At 69.2% G+C, this 15845-nt stretch carries 15 protein-coding genes; 8 read left to right on the top strand and 7 right to left on the bottom strand.

Going from position 1 to position 15845, the window contains the following annotated elements:
* Positions 1-101: 101 nt before the first annotated feature.
* From BMZ47_RS20360 to BMZ47_RS20350, 3 genes are read right to left on the bottom strand one after another with little or no spacing between them, the layout of a single operon-like run.
* Positions 102-734, bottom strand: a complete 633-nt coding sequence (locus BMZ47_RS20360) for a TPM domain-containing protein (protein WP_091863976.1) — start codon at positions 732-734, stop codon at positions 102-104.
* Positions 724-1536, bottom strand: coding sequence for a TPM domain-containing protein (locus BMZ47_RS20355; RefSeq protein ID WP_091863975.1), 813 nt, complete (start codon positions 1534-1536; stop codon positions 724-726). The genes BMZ47_RS20360 and BMZ47_RS20355 overlap by 11 nt, the downstream gene beginning before the upstream one ends.
* 15 nt (positions 1537-1551) lie before the next feature.
* Positions 1552-2187 carry a LemA family protein gene (locus tag BMZ47_RS20350; protein WP_007560245.1) on the bottom strand — a complete coding sequence of 212 codons (636 nt, stop codon included), beginning with the start codon at positions 2185-2187 and terminating at the stop codon, positions 1552-1554.
* Positions 2188-2407: 220 nt separating this feature from the next.
* Here BMZ47_RS20350 and BMZ47_RS20345 point away from each other — a divergent pair, with 220 nt between their 5' ends.
* The 5 genes from BMZ47_RS20345 (at position 2408) to BMZ47_RS20325 (ending at position 7386) form a co-directional block, all read left to right on the top strand.
* The gene (locus tag BMZ47_RS20345) at positions 2408-2818 is read left to right on the top strand and encodes a hypothetical protein (protein ID WP_050733977.1); all 411 of its coding nucleotides are present in this window, start codon (positions 2408-2410) and stop codon (positions 2816-2818) included.
* Positions 2819-2820: 2 nt separating this feature from the next.
* Positions 2821-3741, top strand: a complete 921-nt coding sequence (locus tag BMZ47_RS20340) for a LysR family transcriptional regulator (protein ID WP_091863974.1) — start codon at positions 2821-2823, stop codon at positions 3739-3741.
* A 106-nt stretch (positions 3742-3847) separates the two neighbouring features.
* Complete coding sequence (locus BMZ47_RS20335; protein ID WP_007560239.1) at positions 3848-5041, top strand: CaiB/BaiF CoA transferase family protein; 1194 nt, start codon at positions 3848-3850, stop codon at positions 5039-5041.
* Positions 5038-5961 (top strand): hydroxymethylglutaryl-CoA lyase, encoded by a 924-nt coding sequence (locus BMZ47_RS20330; protein WP_091863973.1) that lies wholly within the window; start codon positions 5038-5040, stop codon positions 5959-5961. The genes BMZ47_RS20335 and BMZ47_RS20330 overlap by 4 nt, the downstream gene beginning before the upstream one ends.
* Before the next feature lie 102 nt (positions 5962-6063).
* Entirely contained in the window at positions 6064-7386 is a 1323-nt protein-coding gene (locus tag BMZ47_RS20325; protein ID WP_007560234.1) for an MFS transporter, read from the top strand.
* Between the two features lie 18 nt (positions 7387-7404).
* On the opposite strand, the gene BMZ47_RS20320 is transcribed toward BMZ47_RS20325, so the two are convergent.
* From BMZ47_RS20320 to BMZ47_RS20310, 3 genes are all read right to left on the bottom strand, one after another.
* The gene (locus BMZ47_RS20320; protein ID WP_007560232.1) at positions 7405-8364 is read right to left on the bottom strand and encodes a helix-turn-helix domain-containing protein; all 960 of its coding nucleotides are present in this window, start codon (positions 8362-8364) and stop codon (positions 7405-7407) included.
* A gap of 334 nt (positions 8365-8698) precedes the next feature.
* Positions 8699-9658, bottom strand: a complete 960-nt coding sequence (locus tag BMZ47_RS20315; RefSeq protein ID WP_091863972.1) for a helix-turn-helix domain-containing protein — start codon at positions 9656-9658, stop codon at positions 8699-8701.
* 38 nt (positions 9659-9696) lie between these two features.
* Positions 9697-10656 carry a helix-turn-helix domain-containing protein gene (locus BMZ47_RS20310; protein ID WP_091863971.1) on the bottom strand — a complete coding sequence of 320 codons (960 nt, stop codon included), beginning with the start codon at positions 10654-10656 and terminating at the stop codon, positions 9697-9699.
* A gap of 251 nt (positions 10657-10907) precedes the next feature.
* On the opposite strand from BMZ47_RS20310, the gene BMZ47_RS20305 reads away from it, so the two are divergent.
* Positions 10908-11321 (top strand): Ros/MucR family transcriptional regulator, encoded by a 414-nt coding sequence (locus BMZ47_RS20305; protein WP_091863970.1) that lies wholly within the window; start codon positions 10908-10910, stop codon positions 11319-11321.
* On the top strand, positions 11322-11564 hold the full coding sequence (locus tag BMZ47_RS20300) for a hypothetical protein (RefSeq protein WP_091863969.1): 243 nt from the start codon (positions 11322-11324) through the stop codon (positions 11562-11564).
* Positions 11565-11698: 134 nt separating this feature from the next.
* Here the strand turns inward: BMZ47_RS20300 and BMZ47_RS20295 are convergent, their stop codons facing one another.
* Positions 11699-13327, bottom strand: coding sequence for an inorganic phosphate transporter (locus tag BMZ47_RS20295; RefSeq protein ID WP_091863968.1), 1629 nt, complete (start codon positions 13325-13327; stop codon positions 11699-11701).
* Positions 13328-13954: 627 nt separating this feature from the next.
* Between BMZ47_RS20295 and BMZ47_RS29200 the strand changes: the two genes are divergently transcribed.
* On the top strand, positions 13955-15845 hold a 1891-nt coding region (locus BMZ47_RS29200; RefSeq protein WP_280142745.1), incomplete at its 3' end, for a phosphatase PAP2 family protein.

Genomic DNA, 15845 nt, shown 5'->3' with positions numbered 1-15845 from the left:
TCTCGGACCGGGATCGTGCGGCAGCGCACAAAGTCCGTCACCGCGCTCGATCGATGGATCGGCGCTGCAGGCCCTGATGTATTCCGTCCTGGGACGCGGCGCTAATCCGCGACGATCACCCGGTTCGGCAATTCGTCCGGATCGTGCGGGCCGGCCGGGAGATGCTCCGCCAGGATGGCGCCGATCCGCTCGACCGCGACGGTCAGCCCGCCCTCGATGTCGCCGCCCGCCAGGGCACGGCCGAGCTCGGCCAGGATCCCGTCCCAGGACTCGGCCGGGATGCGCTGCAGCACGCCGAGATCCGTGACGATCTCGGCATGGCGCTCGGCCAGCGACAGGTAGAGCAGCACGCCGGTGCGGGACCGGGTGCGGCTCAGGCCGCGGGACCAGAAGGCCCGCTGCCCGGCCTCGCGGGCCCGGGCGCTGCGCAGCCGGCGCGGCACCAGGGCAAGCCGCAGCCGCGCATTCTGGCTGGTCGCCAGGATGGCCGCGACCAGGGCCGCCTGCGCCAGCAGGATCGTGGTCGCGCTCCAGCCGGTCAGCACGATCAGCGGCCAGGGCAGGATCAGCGCGGCGATCAGCGCCGTGAGCAGCACCACCGAGCGGTAGGCGCCCGCACGCCGGCTGATCATCACGACGATCTCGCCGGACGTGCCGGCCTCGGCCCGGGACACTGCCGCAGCCAGGCGCTCGCAGGCCGCGGGCGGGAGAATGTCGGCGATCCTACCAGTCACCCGAGGATCCCCCTCCGCCCGACGAGCCGCCTCCGCCGAAAAATCCGCCGCCGAAGCCGCCCGACGAGCTGCCATCCGAGAAGCCGCCGCTCCACCCGCCTGAGCCGGGGCCCGGCAGGAACACGATGCCGCCGCCGCGCCCGCCGCGGCCGCCCCCGCCGCCGCGGCTCATGCGCCAGGCCACGAACAGCACGACCAGGAACAGGATGACGAAGACCGCGACCTGCCGGGGATCCACCTCGTCGGCCCGGACCTGCGGCTTGCGCTGCCAGTCCTCGGCATCGCCCGACAGGATCCCCAGGATCCCGTCGATACCGGCGTTGATCCCGCCGTAATAGTCACCGGTCTTGAAGCGCGGCGTGATCGCGCTGGCGATGATGACCCGCGTGAGCGCGTCGGTCAGCGCCCCTTCGAGGCCGTAGCCGACCTCGATCCGCACCTTGCGCTCGCTCGGCGCCACCAGCAGCAGCGCGCCGTTGTTGGTCTTGGCCTGCCCGAGCTTCCAGTCCCGGAACAGGCGGTTGGCGAAGTCCTCGATGGTCGTGCCCTGGAGGTTGGGCACTGTCGCCACCACCACCTGGTCCGAGGTCTTGTCCTCGTGCGCCTTCAGCTTGGCCCCCAGGGCCGCGCGCTGGTCGGGCGTCAGGATACCCGCGCCGTCGACCACGCGTCCGGTGAGCGGCGGGAAGGTCAGGTCGGCGGCGAGCGCCCCGACCGCGTAGACCGCCAGGCACCCGAACAGGACGACCAGCGCCAGGAACAGCCGCACCAGCGTCCCGGTGCTCAGGCCCATGAGCCGCATTTAATGGTGCCGCTTCTAGAACTTCACGTTCGGCGGCCGGTCGGCGTTCGGGGTTGCCGAGAAGGTCTCCATCGGCTTGGCCTCGGGATACAGGATCGCGGCGATCCAGCGGCCCGGGATGGTGCGCAGCTCGGTGTTGTAGGCCTGGACCGCGCCGATATAGTCGCGCCGCGCCACGGCGATGCGGTTCTCGGTGCCTTCGAGCTGCGATTGCAGGGCCAAGAAGTTCTGGTTGGACTTCAGGTCGGGGTATTTCTCCACCGTGACCAGCAGGCGCCCGAGCGCGCCGGAGAGCTGGTTCTGCGCGTCCTGGAACTCCTTGAATTTCTGTGGATCGCTCACCGTCGAGGCGTCGACCTTCACGCTCGATGCTTTCGCCCGGGCCTCGGTGACGCCGATCAGCACGTCCTTCTCCTGCTGGGCATAGCCCTTCACGGTCTCGACCAGGTTGGGAATCAGGTCGGCGCGGCGCTGGTACTGGTTCTGCACCTCGCTCCAGGACGACTTGGCCTGCTCCTCGAGGGTCGGCACGCGGTTGACCGCCCCGCAGCCGGACAGGCCGGTGGCGACCAGGAGGATCGTGAGCGCGCTCAGCAGGCGCGCCGCCGCGGATGTCGGGCGCAGCGCGCCGGCGTTCAGCATCGAGACCATTCAGGGTAGCTCCCTTCCGAGCGGGGCCCGGTACACGGATCACACTTCCGAGAGATAAGGCCTCGCATTGTCAAGGTAAGGCCTTCGCGCGATTCCGGTTTGGAAGGCTCGGGCTGCGACCCGATCGGCCGCCCGGCAACGGGCCTGGCGGGCGCGCGTTCGAGACAGCATGTGCGGGCATCGGCCCAACCCGAACCCGAGACCCCACGGAGAGACCCGGATGGATGCAGAACTCGCCGATCACGTCAGGGCGGCCGCCGCGGCGGCGCGGCGCCACGCGCTGGCCTTCCGGGCGCCGGTCGACAAGGACGCGCTGCCCTGGTCAGTGATCGAGGCCTTCGACGCCCGCGTCCGCGGCCATGTCGAGCGCGACCGGCGGATTGAGGAGGAGCGCGACCGGGTGCTGATCGCCGCGGTGAACCTCGCCGAGACCCCGGTCGAGGAGGGCGAGGACGCGATCGCGGCGGCCCGCGCCCATCTGGTCGACGCGATCGATTATCTGGAGCAGGCGGTCCTGCGCTTCGGCCTGGTCAACCGGCAGGGCGCCAAGCTCGGCCACGGCGCGTATGGCCAACCGGTCGGCGCGCGGGACTGGCGCGGGCCGCAGGAGGCCGCGAAGAAAGGATCCTGAGCATTCGCGAGACGCTTCCCACCGCGGCGACCGTCAGCCGCCTCGACCTCAAGACGCTGCGCCTGTTCGCGGCGATCTGCGAGGCGGGGACGCTCAACGGCGCGGCCCGGCGGGCTTCCATCGCACCCTCGGCGGTGAGCAAGCGGCTGGCCGAGCTGGAGCACGCCCTGGGCTGCACGCTGCTCACCCGCGAGCCGCGGGGGATGCGCCTGACGCCGGCCGGCGAGACCCTGCTGCACCACACCCGCCGGATGCTGGCCAGCGCCGAGCAGATGGCGCTCGAACTCGCCGAGCACGCCCACGGGGTGCGCGGCTTCGTCCGGATGCTCGCCAACCTCTCGGCCATCGTCCAGTTCCTGCCCGAGGACCTCCAGACCTTCCTGGCCGCGCAGGAGCGGATCCGCGTCGACCTGGCGGAGCGGCCGAGCGGCGGCGTGGTGCTGGGCGTCGAGGAGGGCGCGGCCGATCTCGGGATCTGCGCCGGCGGCACCGACACCCGCTCGCTCGCGGCCTATCCGTATCGCGGCGACCGCCTGGTCCTGGTGATGCCGGCCGATCATCCGCTGAGCGGGCGAACCGCCATCGCCCTCGCCGAGACCCTCGATTACGACCATGTCGGCCTGCACGTCGAGAGCTCGATCCACGCCGCCCTGCGGGACGAGGCCCGGCGGCTCGGGCGGCCTCTGCGCCTGCGGATCCACGTGCCGAGCTTCGACGGGATCTGCCGGATGGCGCAGGCCGGGATGGGGCTCGGCACGATTCCGGAGGGGGTCTTCGCCCTGCTCGGTCCGCAGTTGCATCTCGCCGCGGTGCCGCTGACCGATCCCTGGGCCACGCGGACGCTCACCCTCGTGGTCCGGCCCGGCGCCCTGCCGCCCGCTGCCGCCTTGCTGCTGGATCACCTGCGCATGACGGGCGGGTAGAGAGCCCTCTGCGTTCGCGGCCGGAGAACGCAGGCTGGCGCATCGCGTTTGGACATCGCCCGGAAGCCGGTCGTATCCTCCGGGCAAAGACAGGGAGAGAACGACGGTGTCAGGTCCGCTCAGCGGGATCCGTGTGCTGGAACTCGGCCAGCTCATCGCCGCCCCCTTCGCCACCAAGCTCCTGGCCGAGTTCGGTGCCGAGGTGATCAAGGTCGAGGCGCCGGAAGGCGGCGACCCCCTGCGCACCTGGCGCAAGATGCACGGCGACACCTCGCTGTGGTGGTATCTCCAGTCGCGCAACAAGAAGTCGATCGCGGTCAACCTCAAGACGCCGGAGGGGCTCGACATCGTCAAGCGCCTCGCCACCAGCGCCGATGTTGTGGTCGAGAATTTCCGGCCCGGCGGCCTGGAGAAGCTCGGGCTCGGCTGGGACGTGCTCTCGTCCCTCAACCCGAAGCTCACGATGGTGCGGATCTCCGGCTACGGCCAGACCGGGCCCTATCGCGACCGGCCGGGCTTCGGCGCCATCGGCGAGGCCATGGGCGGGCTGCGCTACACCACCGGCTCCCCCGACAGCCCGCCGGCCCGGGTCGGGGTCAGCATCGGCGACACCCTCGCCTCGCTCCACGGCGTGATCGGCGCGCTGATGTCGATCCTCAACGTCAAGGTCAATGGCGGCGCCGGGCAGGTCGTGGACGTCTCGCTGGTCGAGAGCGTCTTCAACGTGATGGAGAGCCTGGTCCCCGAATACGACCTGCTCGGCGAGATCCGCACCCGCACCGGCGGCGCGCTGCCCGGCATCACCCCGTCCAACACCTACCCGACGCAGGATGGCGGCTACGTCGTCATCGCGGGCAACAGCGATCCGATCTTCCGCCGGTTGATGACGGCCATTGGCCGCCCCGACCTCGCCGAGGATCCCCGCATGCGCTCGAACGAGGGCCGCTCGCAGCACGCCGCCATGCTGGACGGCGTGATCGGCGACTGGTCGAAGGCCCGCAGCGTCGCCGACGCCCTGGCCGCCCTCGACGCCGCGGACGTGCCGGCCGGGCGGATCTACTCGGTGGCCGACATCGTCGCCGACCCGCATTACCAGGCCCGGGACATGATCCTCGAGGCGGAACTGCCCGGCGGCACCCAGGTGAAGATGCCCGGCATCGTGCCGAAGCTCTCGGGCACCCCCGGGGCGGTGCGCTGGCAAGGCCCGGCGCTCGGCGCCCATACCGACGCGGTCCTGGCCGATCTCGGCCTCGACCCGGCCGCGATCCGGACGCTGCGCGACGCGGGAGCCGTGAAATGAGCGACGCCACGATGCTGGTCCAGGAGGTCGCGCCCCGCGACGGCCTCCAGATCGAGGCCGCCTGGGTCGAGACCGCCGACAAGATCGCTCTGGTGGACGCGCTCTCGGATGCGGGCTTCTCCCGCATCGAGGTCTCGTCCTTCGTCTCGCCCAAGGCGGTACCGGCCCTGCGCGACGCCGCCGAGCTGTTCGCCGGGATCCGCCGCCGGCCCGGTACCGTCTACGTGGCGCTCGTCCCGAACCCCAAGGGGGCCGAGCGGGCGCTCGCCGCCAAGGTCGACGAGATCAACCTCGTCGCCTCGGTGAGCGAGACCCACAACCGCGCCAATATGGGCATGAGCCCGGACGACTCGATCGCGGGATTCGCCCGGATTATGGAGACCGTGACGGGCGCGTCGGTCCTGACCAACGCCACGGTCGCCACCGCCTTCGGCTGCCCGTTCGAGGGCGATCAGCCGATCCACAAGGTGATCGCGCAGGTGGAGCGCTACCGCTCGCTCGGCATCACCGGCGTGACGCTCGCCGACACAACCGGCATGGCCAACCCGCGCCAGGTCGAGCGGCTCGTCGCCCGGGTCCTGGCGATCGTCCCGGCCGAGCATCTGACCCTGCACTTCCACAACACCCGCGGGGTCGGCCTCGCCAACGTGCTGGCCGCCTGGCAGGCGGGCGCCCGCCGCTTCGACGCGGCGCTCGGCGGTCTCGGCGGCTGCCCGTTCGCGCCGGGCGCCACCGGCAACATCTGCACCGAGGATCTGGTCAGCATGGCCCACGAGATGGGGATCCGGACCGGCCTCGACCTGCCGGCCCTGATCGCCCTGTCCCGGGACCTGCCGCGGCTCGTCGGCCACGAGGTGCCCGGCCAGGTCGCCAAGGCCGGCCGGCCCTGCGACCTGCACCCGGTCCCCCGGGCCGCCTGACGTCTCGACGAACGCCGCGCGACAAAGCCGCCCATCGAAGGCGGCTCCGCGCATCCGGCCCTTCCGCGACGGGGCGGCCGGACTTCTCCAGGGAGGAACACGATGGCCATCGCGGTGACCGGCGCGCCCGCGCGCCCAGAGGACGTGACCGAGACCGGAATCGTCCGGAAGGTCGCGTGGCGGCTGATGCCGCTGATCATGGTCTGCTACCTGTTCGCGTTCTTCGACCGGATCAACATCAGCTTCGCCAAGTTCCAGCTGCAGAGCGACCTCGGCTTCAGCAACGTCGCCTACGGGCTCGGCGCCAGCATGTTCGTGGTCGGCTACGTCATCTTCGAGGTGCCGTCGAACCTGTTCCTCTACCGGGTCGGCGCGCGCCGCTGGATCGCCCGGATCATGATCTCCTGGGGGATCGCCACCGCGCTGATGATCTTCATCCGCACCGAGTGGCACTTCTACACCCTGCGCTTCCTCATCGGCGCCATGGAGGCGGGCTTCGCGCCCGGCATCCTGTACTACCTGACCCTGTGGTTCCCGGCCTCCCATCGCGGGCGGATCACCTCGTTCCTGTTCGTGGCCTCGGCCTTCTCCGGCATCGTCGGGGCGCCGGTGGCCGGCCTGATCCTCGGCGGCCTCAACGGCGTCGCCGGGCTCGCCGGCTGGCAATGGCTGTTCCTGGCCGGCGGCCTGCCCTGCCTCCTGCTCGGCGCCCTGGTGCTGATGCGCCTCGACGACCGGATCTCCGACGCGCGCTGGCTCTCGCAGCCGGAGAAGGACCTGCTGTCGGCCCGGATCGCCCACCACAACCGGGAGATCGGCGATCATTCGCTCCTCGGCGCGCTCCGCCAGCCGGGCTTCCTGATGATCGGGCTGGTCTACTTCCTCCTCCAGATCGGCTCCTACGGCCTGAACTTCTGGGGGCCGGACCTGATCAAGACCGCGAGCGGCAGCAGCGCCGCCTATGTCGGGTTCCTGACCGCAATCCCCTACATCTGTGGCGCGATCAGCATGGTGGTGGTCGGGCGCCTGTCCGACGCCTCGGGCGAGCGGCCGAAATTCGTCGCCGCCCTGGCGATCGCCGCGGCCATCGGCTTCTTCACCGCGGGCCTGTTCGATCGGCAGATCGTGCCCCTGATGATCGCGCTGGCGCTGCTGGGTTCCGGGATCGTCGCCTCGATCCCGACCTTCTGGACCCTGCCGGCCAAGCTCGTCACCGGCGTCGGCGCGGCCGGCGGCATCGCGCTGATCAACACGCTCGGCCAGCTCGGCGGCATCGTCAGCCCGGTGATGGTCGGCTGGGTCAAGGACCTGACCGGGTCCACGACGCCGGCTCTCTACGTCATCGGCTCGCTCTGCCTGGTGGCGGCCGGCCTCCTGCTGTTTGCCATGCCGGCGAGCCTGCGCCGGAGCGACCGCGGCCCCTGAGCGGGGCGCGCCGGACCGTTATTGCAGACCCAGCCCGACGGCGCGCCGGAAGTCGCTGGGCGCCAGGCCGAACCGGCCCTTGAACCGGCGGGAGAAATGGGCCCGGCTGGCGAAGCCGCAGCCGCCGGCCAGGGTGTCGATCGTCAGGTGGGTGCAGGTCGGGTCCGCCAGGCGATCGGCCGCGACTTCCAGACGGCGCTGCCAGATCCAGTCGGAGACGTGCTGGCCGCGCTCGTCGAACAGCGCCTGGAGCCGGCGCAGCGAGACGCCGACCGCCGCCGCGAGCCGGGGCGGATCGAGAGCGGGGTCGCCGAGATGCGCTTCGACATGCGCCTTGGCCCGCTGGACCAGGATGTCGCCGCTGGCCGGCAGGGGCGCATCCAGGGCGATCCGCTCGGCGATGCTGGCCACGATCAGGTCGACGCCGATCGAACCCATCCGGGCGCCCGTGACGGGATCGAGCCGGTGATGCATGCGGCTCAGCTCCTCGAAGAAGCTCATCGCCAGGGTCGCGGTGGCCAGCTCGGCGCCCACGGTCAGGGCCGCGTAGCGGCGGGCCGGCCCGAGCACGCTCTCCAGGCGCTCGCGCGGCATCTTCAGGTAGAGTGATTGATTGCCCGGGCTCGTCGTGATCACCGTCGGTTGATGCTCAATCACGACCAGGTCGCCCTGGCGTTGCTTCGATGTCCGATCCCGCTGCCCGACCGTCGTCGCGCCGGCGAGGGTGAAAGCCACGCTGATCCAGCCCTCGTCGCCCAGGCGACGGATCGCGCGCGGTGTCGCCTCGCTGCGGAGGGGGCCCTCCGAGACCCGCGTCATCGTCAGAGGGCCGAGGGTGGCGCTCTCCAGCTTGGCCTCGAACGGACCGGAGCCGAGCCGCTCCTGCTCGAGGGGCAGGCGCTGCTCTTCCAGTGTCTCCAGCCAACGTTTGAATCTGGTATTGACAGGAAGATTGTCGGTTGAAAACAATAATCTCATAAATATAATTCCGTTTTCACAAATATGATGTGCGGGGTCATCGCGTTATGGGGTTCTGAAGTATTGTTTTGGAACTTTGATTGCTTGGCAGCATTTATATTGATCTAGATCAAATATCGACCGGTCTTGCGGCCACCTGAGCAAGGTGTTGCAGGGGCCTATATCAAAATTTCCCCTGCCGATGCAAATGCCGCTCTGCTTTTTCCCGGGCCGCCGAGCATGCCACGGGCGGGACAACACCTGCCGTGGCCGCCCTGCAGCACGCCCGGGCATCGTGTGGTCATGCGGGGCGTCCGTTGCGGTCTCGTGCCCCGCCGCGATGGGGCGGACGCCCCTACGGCGTGCCCAGGAGGGCCGCGATCCGGTACTCGCGCGGGGACATGCCGTGGCGTTCCTTGAAGCGGCGGGAGAAATGGGCCTGGCTCGCGAAGCCGCAGCCGAAGGCCACGGCTCCGATCTGGATATGGGCGCCGCTCGGATCGGCCAGCTGCTTGGCGGCGGCCTCGAGCCGGCGGTGCCAGATCCAGTCGGAAATGTGCTGGCCGCGCGCGTGGAACAATTCCTGGAGCCGGCGCAACGAGACGCCGACCGCGGCGGCCAGATGCGGTGGGTCCAGGGTCGGGTCGCCGAGATGAGCCTCGACATACGCCTTGGCGCGCTGGACCACGACGGTCGCGTGCAGCGGCTGCGGCACCTCCTTGGCCATCCGCTCGGCGATGCAGGCCACGATCAGGTCGACGCCGATCGCCGACATCCGTTCGGCCGCGTCGGCGTCGAGCCGGTGGCGCACCTGAACCAACTCGCGGAAGAAGCTCGCGGCGAGGCTGGTCGAGGCCAGTTCCGCCCCCATTGCCAGCGCGGTGTAGAGCCGGGTGGGCCCGAGCATGTTCTCCAGGCGCTCACGCGGCAGTTCCAGGAACACGGACTGGCTGCCCGCGCTCGTCGTCACCACGGCCGGCCGGTGATCGAGCACGACGATGTCGCCGGGCTTCTGCACCGAATCCCGGCCGTCCTGAAGGCAGGTCGAGGTGCCGGCGAGCTTGAACAGCACGACGGCCATGCCGGCCCTGTCGTGATGGCGCGCGGCGTTGGGCGTCGTCTCGCTGCGCAGGGCGCCCTGCGTGACGCGGCTCATGTTGAGGGAGCCGACGCTGGCGACCTCCATCTTGCCGGCGAACGGCCTGTCGTCGAGGCGCTCGATCTCGATCGGCACGAGCCGCTCGAACAGCACCTCGCGCCAGATCTGGAAGCTGTTCTTCGGATGGAGGCCGTCAGTCGTGAATACGGGCTGCACGGGTGCTGTTCCCTGGCGGGGCCGGGTGGCGCGATGGCCTACGGGGTGCTGACGAGGGCCGCCTGGCGATACTCGCGGGGAGTCATGCCGTGGCGTTCCTTGAAGCGGCGGGAGAAATGGGCCTGGTTGGCGAAGCCGCAGCCGAAGGCCAGCGGGCCGATCGACAGGTGGACGCAGCCCGGGTCGGTCAGGCGCTTGGTCGCGACCTCGAGCCGGCGGTGCCAGATCCAGTCGGAAATGTGCTGGCCGCGCGCGTGGAACAATTCCTGGAGCCGCCGCAACGAGACGCCGACCGCGGCCGCCAGATGCGGCGGGTCCAGGGTCGGGTCGCCGAGATGGGCTTCGACATACGCCTTGGCGCGCTGGACCACGACGGTCCCCTGCATCGGCCGGGACACTTCGAGCGCCAGGCGCTCGGCGATGCTGGCGACGATCAGGTCGACGCCGATCGACGCCATCCGGGCGGCCGATTCGGGATCGAGCTGGGCGCGCAGGCGGACCAGCTCGTGGACGAATTTGACTGTCACCGCCGTGGAGGCGACGTCCGCGCCCATCGCCATGGCCGTATAGAGGCGCGTGGATCCCAGAACGCTCTCCAGGCGCTCGCGCGGCAGTTCCAGGAGCAGCGCCTGGCTGCCCGCATGGGATTCGTGGGTGGCCGGACGATGATCGATCACCACCATGTCGCCGGGCCGCTGCACGGCCGACCGGTCATCCTGGCCGAGCATCGACACGCCGGCGAGCTTGAAGATCACCACGACCGTACCGTCCTTGCCGGTGCGCTGGATCTGCTCGCGCGTCGCCTCGCTGCGGATGGCGCTGTTGGTGATCCGCATCAACGACAGGGGCCCGAGGCGGGCGGCCTCGAGCTTGCCGGTGAACGGCCCGTCGTCGAGGCGCGACTGTTCGAGGGGCACGCCCCACCCAGAGATTGCATCCCGCCACTGCCGAAAGCTGTGCAACGGGTTAAGGCCCTCGGTCGAAAACAGTGCTTCCATTAGTAAATTTTTTTATCGACCGGCATTTCGCGCGGCGAGGACAAGGGATCCGCGTCTTCAGACAAGCGCCATCGGGCACATATTGTATATTGTTTCTCACCTCAAGAGATGCACTCAAGCAACTTGAGGTTCGCGTGGCAACTCACCGTCGGTGGGGTGTCCGGCGGATGTCGATCACTGGGGCGGATCTTCGGGCCGTCGGTCGGCAACGCGGGCCATTAGTAACGAAATGTTGAACAGCGACACCTGACATGATCAATCAAACCGAACCCCGCTCTTCCTTCCTGATCGAGAAAGTCGGCGCGATCGTCGCCGCTTATGTGTCGCGGAACCCCGTGGGGGCGGGAGACCTGCCGGTGCTGATCGACCAGGTCCACACGGCCATCGCGGTGCTTCAGAAGAACCCCACCGGCCGCGCCGCGGGCTGGACCGGCCCGTCCGCCGAGCAGATCGAGGCCTCGATCGGCCGGGACGGCCTGATCAGCTTCATCGACGGCCGGTCCTACAAGACGCTCAAGCGGCACCTCACCGCCAATGGCCTGACGCCCGAGCGCTACCGGGCCAAGTTCGGCCTGCCCGCCGATTACCCGATGGTTGCCCCCGGCTACGCCGCGCGGCGCTCCGAGATCGCCCGGGCGATCCAGCTCGGTCATCAGGTGGATTGAATGGCGGCCCGCGCCATGACCCAGCCGGTTTGCCGGCATCCGGAGGCGGATCGCTCTGCGGCGATCCTGGAACGCATCGCCGACACGCTCCATCTGCCGGTCGACGCGTTCTTCCCGGACGAGCGCGCACCGGGCGAGACGGTCGCTCAGGCCGCGGATCTCGTGACGGCCTTCATGGCGATCGAGACCGTCGCCGCGCGCCGCACCTGCCTGGCCTTCGTGCGCGCCATGGCGCGCCCGTAACCACCCGAGACATCGGGACCAGAACGGACAGGGCCGTTTCCGTCGACCACGGAAACGGCCCTGTCCGTCTCGACAGCGCGCTGCGTGCTTCCGGGCCCGCGGCGCAGGATCCTGCACCGCGGGGCCCGGGCCCGTCAGAAGACGTGGCGCAGCAGGAAATACAGGCTCGCCGCCAGCGTGATGGCGGCCGGCAGGGTCAGCACCCAGGCGAGCGCCATGTTGCGCACCGTCGACATCTGCAGGCCCGAGCCGTTGGCCGCCATCGTCCCGGCCACGCCCGAGGACAGGATGTGCGTGGTCGAGACCGGCAGGCCGTAGAGCTCGGCGAGCCCGATCGTGCCCGCGGCCACGATCTCGGCCGAGGCGCCCTGGGCATAGGTGAGGTGGGTCTTGCCGATCTTCTCGCCCACCGTGACGACGATGCGCTTCCAGCCGACCATCGTGCCGAGCCCGAGCGCCAGGGCGACGCAGATCTTCACCCAGCCCGGGATGTAGCGGGTGCCGTTGTTGAGCAGCCCGGTATAGGTCTTCAGGGTCGCCTTCTCGGGGTCCGAGAACTCCACCCCGGCGCCCGGCAGCAGCCGCACCGCGTCGGCGGCGAGGTACATGTCGCTGCGCATGTTCTCGGTCTGGGCGGCCGGCACGCTGCGGATCGCGCCGTAATTCTTCACGCTGGCGGCGATGTCGGTCGCGAGCGCCGAGAGGGCGGCGTAGACCGGCGGCTGGTTCAGGTTCTTGGTCTTCAGGGCGTCCGTCACCGTCCGGCGCGCCTGCACGGCGTCCGGCTGGGGGGCGCCGGCGGCGCGGGCGGCGAAGACCTGGCTCGCCGACGTGGAGGCCTCGATGAAGGCCGGGGTCGTGTCGTCCGACATGGTCCGGTTCAGCGCGTAGGCGGTGGGCGCGGCGCCGATCAGGATCAGCATGATCAGGCCCATGCCCTTCTGGCCGTCATTGCCGCCGTGGAAGAACGACACCAGCGTGCAGGTCAGGATCAGCATGCCGCGAATCCAGATCGGCGGCGGCGCCTCACCCTTGGGGGCCTCGTAGAGGTCCTTGCGGCGCACCAGGAATTTCAGGACGAGCAGCAGCGCCGCGGCCAGGACGAACCCGCAGACCGGCGAGAACAGCAGCGCCTTGAACACGTTGAGCGCCTGGCCCCAATCGACCCCGGCGGTGCCCGTGCCGCCGCTCATGAGCTGGTTGCCCAGCCCGACGCCCAGGACCGAGCCGATCAGCGCGTGCGACGACGAGTTCGGCAGGCCGAAGGCCCAGGTCCCGAGATTCCAGATGATGGCGGCCAGCAGCAGCGCGAAGATCATCGCGTAGCCGGCCCCCGAGCCGACATGGAGGATCAGCTCCACCGGCAGGAGGGTGACGATGGCGTAGGCCACCGCGCCGGAGGACAGCATCACCCCCAGGAAATTGAAGAAGCCCGACCAGACCACCGCCACCAGCGGCGGCATCGAGTGGGTGTAGATCACGGTCGCCACCGCGTTGGCGGTGTCGTGGAACCCGTTCACGAATTCGAAGGCGAGGGCGATCAGCAGGGCGAGCCCGAGCAGCGCGAAGGCCCCGTAGGCCAGCGGCGCCTCGCCGACCGCGTTCATGTCGGTGATCAGGCTCACCACCGCGTAGCCGAGCCCGGCCACCAGAACAGCCAGGAAGGCGACCACGCCACCCAAATGCATCCCGTGGTCGAGGCGCGGACCGCTCGCTGGCCTGCCTCCCGCCACCGGCTGCGGCATTACGGCGGAATCGGACATGGGCCCTCGCGTTGAATCGTCTTCGGAAGCGGGGCGGGATTAGGATTACGCGATGACGGTTCAGTGACGTTTTACCGGGCCGATTCACGGCAGCATTATATTCGCGCGTCTATGGACGATAATACGAAGCTATCAATTGGAACCAAGTTCAGTCGGTCCTCCTATAGTCCAGGGCCGGTGTGTTTACTGATACGGCGGCACCCACTGCGGATGCCGAGGACTGGCATCTGTCCGCAGATAACGCGAGCCGTCCGCTGGGCGATGCCACGGACTCGACCAGTCGTGGGAAGATTTGGTCATCGGCGGCTGGCATGCATGAAGCAACGTGCAAGCAACGCGACCGGAAAATTTATGCCGGCTAAGATAAGCGCCTGTTGCGCGGGAGATACAGCCCGTGATTCAGCGCAATGTGAATGGATTATGACGCATTCGCATCTGTAGAATTCGTTAAATCTCCCGCCGCGGGCCGAATGGTCGCAGGCTTGGGGGCCGGAAATGACGTTTCGCTACGGGGTCTCGATCGCGGCGTTGATGGTCGCCGCATGCGGTTCGGGTGTGCAGGCGCAAACTCCCAACGTAAACGTATCGACAGTAAATGCTGTCAACTTGCTGGGACCTTTTCTAGCGTTGAATGGTACAACGATCGGTCGGCAGACCCTCGATTTAAACCTTTCGCAGTCGTCGGCGATCAACGCCATCGCCGATCTCGCGCGGCAACAGCGCGCGATTAGCGACAAGAGCTACCTCTATCTGGAGCGCAACGATCTCACATCAGTCGGCTTGGGCGTTGTTCCGATCGCCGCGAATCTGGCGGGCGGGCTGCCGGCTCAGACGCCGGTCAACGGCATCGTCCCGCAGCAACTTGTTGGCGGCCTCGGCGCCCAGCTCGGCCCGATCTACCAGCGTGGCGCCGCGCAGGGGACGAAAGGGCCGCTCGGCAGCGTGATCAATCTACTGATCAGCGGAGATGCCCTTACCGGCGACGACAATGCGATCGCCAAAAACTACTTCGCCAATGGCGCGGCGAGAAACCCGAGCGTGACCCCGGCCAATTACGTAGCGGTGCCGGCCGTGGCGCCGGCTGGCTACAGCCTACCGACGTATAATGGACTGCCCAACACCCGAGACAGCGTCTACGACCTCGCTTACGGCGTGTCTAACAAGCAGCGGGGCCAGGACGTCTACGGTTCATCGCGTCCCGTTCAAGCAGCGCCGGGCCGGTTCAACATCTTCGATCGGTCCGCGCTTAACGGTCTTGAAACCAACCCGTCTTTCCCGAGCGGGCACACAACCTTGGCCTATACGCATAGCCTGCTGCTGGCGATGCTGGTGCCGCAACAGTACCAAAGCATGCTTCTGCGCGCCTCCGAATACGCTGAGAGTCGCATCGTGCTCGGCGTGCACTACCCGCTGGACATCATCGGAGGTCGGGCCTTGGCCTTCTACGACCTCGCCCAGGCCTTCACCAACCCGGCCTATATCAACAACGCCGCGGTGACCGGCGTCGCGCTCAACCTGCCCAACCAGTTCGTCCAGGCCCAGGGCCAGATCCAGGCCTATCTCGCCGCCCAGTGCGGCAACACCGTCGCGGCCTGCGCGGCCGGGGCGCCCAACATCACGGGCAACCCCTACATCCCCTCCGCCGCCAACCAGGCGGCCTACCAGGCCCGCATGACCTACGGCCTGCCGACCCTGTCCTTCGCCCAGGCCCCGCGCGAGGCCGCCCCCGCGGGCGGGCCCGACGCCTCGATCCTGCTGGCCCCGCTCTACGGCGGATCGACCGCGGCCGCCCGCACCCTCGCCCCCCAGGGCGGCCTCTACGGCCAGCTCTCGACGGACACGATCAACCAGGTCGTCGTCAACACCGAGACCAACGCGCTGGCCGCCTTCTACGGCAGCCCGCTGAGCTACTGGAGCCGCATCGACCTCTACGCCGCCGCCGGCTATTTCGGGAACGTCACCGGCACCCTGCGCATGGACGCCACCGACCGCCTCGGCATCGATGTCGGCATCGGCAATGGCGGCGCGCTCTACGCCAACGGCACCATCGCGGGCACCGTCTCGGTCAATGCCGGCGGCCTGCTGGGCGGCTCGGGCAGCGTCGGGGGCGTCAACGCCCTGTCGGGCGGCACGGTGGCGCCGGGCAACTCGATCGGCACGCTCACCGTCGCCGGCGCGGTCGCCTTCGCCCCGGGCTCGACCTACCGGGTCGAGGCCAACGCCGCCGGACAGGCCGACAGGATCGCCGCCGGCGGCGCCGCGACGCTGGCCGGCGGCACCGTGCAGGTGCAGGCGGCCTCGGGCGCCTACAGCCCGCGCACCACCTACGCGATCCTCACCGCCGCCGGCGGCGTCTCCGGCCGGTTCGACGGGGTCAGCGCCAACCTCGCCTTCCTGTCCCCGGGCCTGCGCTACCGCCCCAACGAGGTCGACCTGACCCTCACCCGCAACGACGTGCCGCTCGCCGCCGGCGCCACCGGCCGCAACGGCATCGCCGCCGCCAACGCGATCCAGGCGG

The organism is Methylobacterium brachiatum (genome assembly GCF_900113845.1).
GTDB classification, from domain to species: domain Bacteria; phylum Pseudomonadota; class Alphaproteobacteria; order Rhizobiales; family Beijerinckiaceae; genus Methylobacterium; species Methylobacterium brachiatum.
Note: the sequence above shows the minus strand (reverse complement) of the source record. Positions and strands in the feature narration are given on the sequence as shown.